The 4,683-nt window shown below is 75.2% G+C and carries 3 protein-coding genes; all 3 read right to left on the reverse strand.

The genetic code is table 11. The features are described from left to right. A partial coding sequence (locus tag ND748_RS25565) for a DUF5682 family protein (protein WP_251748620.1) occupies positions 1-2,079 on the reverse strand: 2,079 nt, incomplete at its 3' end. Continuing rightward, positions 2,079-3,245: an AAA family ATPase gene (locus ND748_RS25570; protein ID WP_251748622.1), complete on the reverse strand. Its 1,167-nt coding sequence runs from the start codon at positions 3,243-3,245 to the stop codon at positions 2,079-2,081. The genes ND748_RS25565 and ND748_RS25570, both read right to left, overlap by 1 nt. After that, positions 3,242-4,683 (reverse strand): DUF5691 domain-containing protein (locus ND748_RS25575; protein ID WP_251748624.1); only part of this gene is annotated, 1,442 nt, incomplete at its 5' end. The genes ND748_RS25575 and ND748_RS25570, both read right to left, overlap by 4 nt.

Consider the following 4,683-nt stretch of genomic DNA (forward strand, 5'->3'; position numbering starts at 1 on the left):
GCCGAGGAAGCCCTCGAGCCAGCGCGCGGCGTCCGCGGGGGCGCCGCCGGCCGCGGACAGTGCCCGCGCCAGCCTGGTCGCCACCTGCGTGGGCGTGAGCGAGCCCGCGTCGGACAGGATGCGGGTGCAACGCCCGGCAATCAGCGGGTTACCGCCGGCCATGGCGGCGGCGACACTCACCGCCGCGTGCCATCGGGCGACGTGTTCGGGGTCGGCGACGAGCCCGAAGGCGGTGTCCGCGGTGTCGACGGCGGCGACCATGGTGTCCGCGGCGTCATCGTCGAGGCTCGCGCAGGCCGGCGGCAATCCGGCACAGATGCGGGTCATCAGGCTCGTCGTCAGCCCGACGACCAGGCCGGTGTCGGTGCCGCGCACGTCGCCGTAACGGTGGATCCGGGCCAGCGGCGCCAGCGCCAGCATCAGGTGGGCGACGTCGCCGGTCGTGGCCGCGCGCTGTTCCAGCCCCGCGCGCACCGCCTCGAGCGCGGCGGGCAGGTCCGCGAGGACCACCTGCTCGAACAGCCGGGTGATGGCGGCCAGGTCGGGCGCCGCACGGGTGCGCCCGGCGACGATGTCGCCCGCGGCGTCCTCGACGGTCGCGCCGTGCCTGGCGGCCGCGACGAGCGCCAGCGCGAACGTCGGCTTCCAGGCGAGCGTCCAGCCCTCGGCGAACGTGCCGGTGCTGCTGGTCGCGGTGGGGATGCCCCAGTCGACGTCGAGCAGGCGCAGCCGGTGCAGCAGGGCGCTGCGCTCCCGGTCGAGCTCGCGGCGAAGGTCCAGGCGCAGCGGCTTCGCCACCGGGGTGGGCGCGAGCCGCAGCCTCTTCTGCGCGCGGGCCACATCGGCGGCCAGCGGCACGGTGGGCACGTCGGGGCCGACGGCGCCGACGACGTCACCGACGACGAGCTGTTCGCGCACGACGGCCAGCGGCACCGGGTCACCGGCGCAGAGCCCGGCCAGCACCGCGTCGGTCAGCTCGGTGAGCCCTGGCACGGCTCGCTCGCGCACCGCGGCGAGGGCCTCGGCCAGCCGCACGGTCTCCACCACCGAGGCCGTCGAGGCGGGCAGGTCGGCGGCGCGCAGAAGCGCCGCGACGCGGGCGACCCAGCGAGCGCCGACGTGGTCGGGCGCGGTCCACAGGTGGTGGTACCAGCCTGGTGACGTGACGCCGGCGCCGTAGCCGGAGTCGGCGCTCAGCAGCGCGTGCGTCCACGGCACCCACGTGGTGGCGGTGCGCACCGGCCGGACGCCGCGCAGCAGCTCACGGTCTGCCGCGACGGTGATCCGGCCCGTCCGGCCGGTCAGCGCCGGGACGTGCCATGCACCGCAGAGCACGGCGACCCGCTGCGCGGCATCGGCGCCGGTGCTGGCCGCGCGGATCTCCAGGCGCATGTGCGCCTCCCGTAGTTCCTCGCGTCGAGCGTGCGCCCCGCACGGCGGGTCCGAACCGGCCTGCTGGGGATCGGCCCGGCGTGCGGCGGGCTGCTGCTGATCGGGCTGGTGGTCGGGATCGCGCAGCGCCGCCATGGACTCGGCCACGGCGGCGAACAGCTCCAGCGCCGGGGAACCGCCGACCGCGCCGCCGGCCGGCGTGCTCGTCGGCCGGCGGTGCTCGACGAGGTCCTCCCAGAATCGTTCCGGGTCGTCGTGGCCGGCGGCGAACGCCAGCCAGCCGAGCGGGTCGGCCGCCAGCTCCGGGAGCGTCCCGTCGGCTGGCTTCGCTGTGTCATCGCCGGGGCCGGCCTCGGCGTCGGCGTCGCGCCGGCGCAGCGCCAGGTCGTGACCGAAGGGCAGGTCGATGAACCGGGTGGGCACGCCCGCCGCCCGGCCGTGCAGGAGGGCCTGCCACTCGGGGGAGAACGCGGCGAAGGGCCAGAAGGCGGCGTCGCGCGGCTCGTCGACGGCGTAGGCGGCCAGCGCCACGGGCGGGGTGAGCGCGCCGACGTGGGTCAGCGCGCTGTCCCCTTCGGGTGGCCCCTCGACGAGGATGAGGTCCGGATCGAGTTCGGCGAGCGCTGCCCGCACCGCCCGCGCCGAACCGGGGCCGTGGTGGCGTATGCCCAGGACGGTGACGGGCATCAGGCGCCGCCGGAGATGCTTGTGTCGTCGTTCAGATCACGGCAGGCCCGGTACAGGTCCGACCAGCCCGGCCGGTCCCGGACCACGCCTTCGAGGTACTCGCGCCAGGCCACGGAGTCCGCCGAGGGATCCTTGATCACCGCGCCGGTGAGCCCGGCGGCGACGTCCTCGGCCCGCAGCCGGCCGTCGCCGAAGTGGGTGGCCAGCGTCATTCCACCAGTGATCACGCTGATCGCCTCGGCGGTGGACAGGGTGGCGGTCGGGGTCTTCAGCGTGGTGCGCCCGTCGCTGGTGACGCCGGCGCGCAGCTCCCGGAAGATCTGCACGACGCGGCGCACCTCGCTCGCGGCCGGCGGTTCGTCCGGCAGCGCCAACGACCGGCCGAGGTCGGCGACCCGTTTGGTGACGATCTCCACCTCGGCGTCCTCACTGGCGGGCAGCGGCAGCACGACGGTGTTGAACCGGCGGCGCAGCGCCGAGGACATCTCGTTGACGCCGCGGTCACGGTCGTTGGCGGTGGCGATCACGGCGAACCCGGCGACGGCCTGCACCTCGCTGGCCAGCTCGGGAACGGGCAGGGTCTTCTCCGACAGCACGGTGATGAGCGCGTCCTGCACCTCGGCGCCCATCCGGGTGAGCTCCTCGACCCGGGCGATCGACCCGCGGGTCATCGCGCGCATCACCGGTGAGGGCACCAGCGCGTCGAGGGAGGGCCCCTCGGCGATCAGACGGGCGTAGTTCCAGCCGTAGCGGACGGCGTCCTCGGAGGTGCCGGCGGTGCCCTGCACGACGAGGGTCGAGTCGCCGCTGACCGCCGCGGCGAGGTGCTCGGACAGCCAGGTCTTGGCGGTGCCGGGGCTGCCGAGTAGCAGCAGCGCCCGGTCGGTGGCGAGGGTGGCGACCGCAACCTCGACGAGGCGCCGGGAGCCGATGTACTTCGGGGAGATGACCGTCCCGTCGTCGAGCACGCCGCCGAGCAGGTAGGTGACGACCGCCCACGGCGACAGCCGCCAGGACGGCGGTCGCGCCCTGGTGTCGGCGGCGGCGAGCGCGGCGAGCTCGCCGGCATACGCCTGTTCGGCGTGCGGACGCAGCAGCGGCGCAGTGTCCGTGGTGGGACCGGCGTCGGGCGCGGCGGTGCTGGTCGCCGGGGGCGCCAGGGTCATGAGGGGCCTTCCTGAGGGAGAGACACCGGGCCGGCCGGCCCGGTGTCGGCGGGGGGTGGGTTGGCCAGCGCCGCGCGCAGCCGCCGTCGGGCACCGAGGATGGTGCTCAGCCGGGTGCGTCCGTCGAGATCCACGTATCTCGGCCGATCCGGGTCGGGATCGCCGAGATCGGTGTCGGGATGCAGCGCCCAGGCCATGGGGCCGAGGAGCCCACGCAGGAGGTAGTCGTCGGAGTAGCCCCTGGCCGACAGGGCGGTGAGCGCGGTCCACACCGCCCGGGAGAACGGCTCGGACCATGGGCCGGGAACCGCGGTCAACAGCGTCGTGATCCGCTGGACCGGTGTATCCCGCCACCGCCCGTCCCGGTCCTGGGCGGCTGACCCCTCCGGGTGGTAGGAGTCGAGCCTCAGGGCGGACAGCGTCTGGGTGAGAGCCTGCGTGCGGGCGGGCTCGGCCAGGCACGCGATGAGCCGCCCCTGATCCACCCGCCCGACGCGGGGGAGGACCGCCGCGGCCCAGCCGGGATCGCCGTGGCGCAGGACCGCGGGCAGCAGCCCGGATGTGATCAGCCGGTTCACCGGACGGGTCGCCCCGGGCAGGTGGGCCTCGGCACCAAGGAACTCCTCGGGGGTCAGCCCGGTGCGGCGCGTCCACACGCTCGGATCGACGCGGGCGAGTTCGGCCTCGAACATGACCTCGCCCGCCATCGCCGTACTGAGGTTCGAGCTGGCCGAAACCGTGTCGCTGATGCCGTCCCGGCGCATTTCGTCGCTGCAGGTGGCCGGCAGGACGATCTCGATCTGGTGGCGCCCACTCAACCGGCCGCGCCGCCTCGTGATCATTCCCTCGGTGCGCGCCTCGGCACGTGCCTGCAGGCCGGAACCGGGCAGTAGCAGAGCGATCTCGACCACGGCCTGGCGGATGTCGGCGCGCCGGTCATCCAGGGCATGGTCGAGCAGGTCGACGTCCCAGGGGCCGAGACCGACCCGCAGCGCCTCGCAGAAGGCGAGGCGCTCCGCGGCACTGGCCGTGTCGAAGGCGGCGAAGGTGGGACCGTCCGCCGGCCCGCGCAGCAGTGCAATGGCGGCAGCCGGGTCGCGCTGCCTCAGCTCCTGTAGCAGCGTGCGCCGCTCGAGGGTGCTCGCGGTCGGCCATCCGGCGAGCTGGGTGCGCCCCACCCACCGCCCGTTCGGGTGCAGGCCGGCGAGCCACCGCCCACGCTCGCCCAGAACAACGGCGATCGGGCCGCGGAGCCCGGCATCTCGCTGGCCGAGCGACAGCAGCCCCGGCAGCAGGAGATCCGGGGCGCGCCACCCTCCTTCGGCCATCAGCTCCAGGTACTGGCGGACACCCGCGGGCTCGGATCCGTCCAGCGCGCCGTCGACGATGCGCGCCGCGTGCGGCGCCAGCGCCGGTGCCCGCTCGGGCGCAGCGGGGG

It is taken from the genome of Frankia sp. AiPs1 (assembly GCF_023716945.1).
Classification (GTDB): domain Bacteria; phylum Actinomycetota; class Actinomycetes; order Frankiales; family Frankiaceae; genus Frankia.

What these genes read in the sequence shown, in the direction of transcription:
- ND748_RS25570 (WP_251748622.1), bottom strand. Translation starts at nt 3,245, where the DNA reads ATGACCCTGGCGCCCCCGGCGACCAGCACCGCCGCGCCCGACGCCGGT.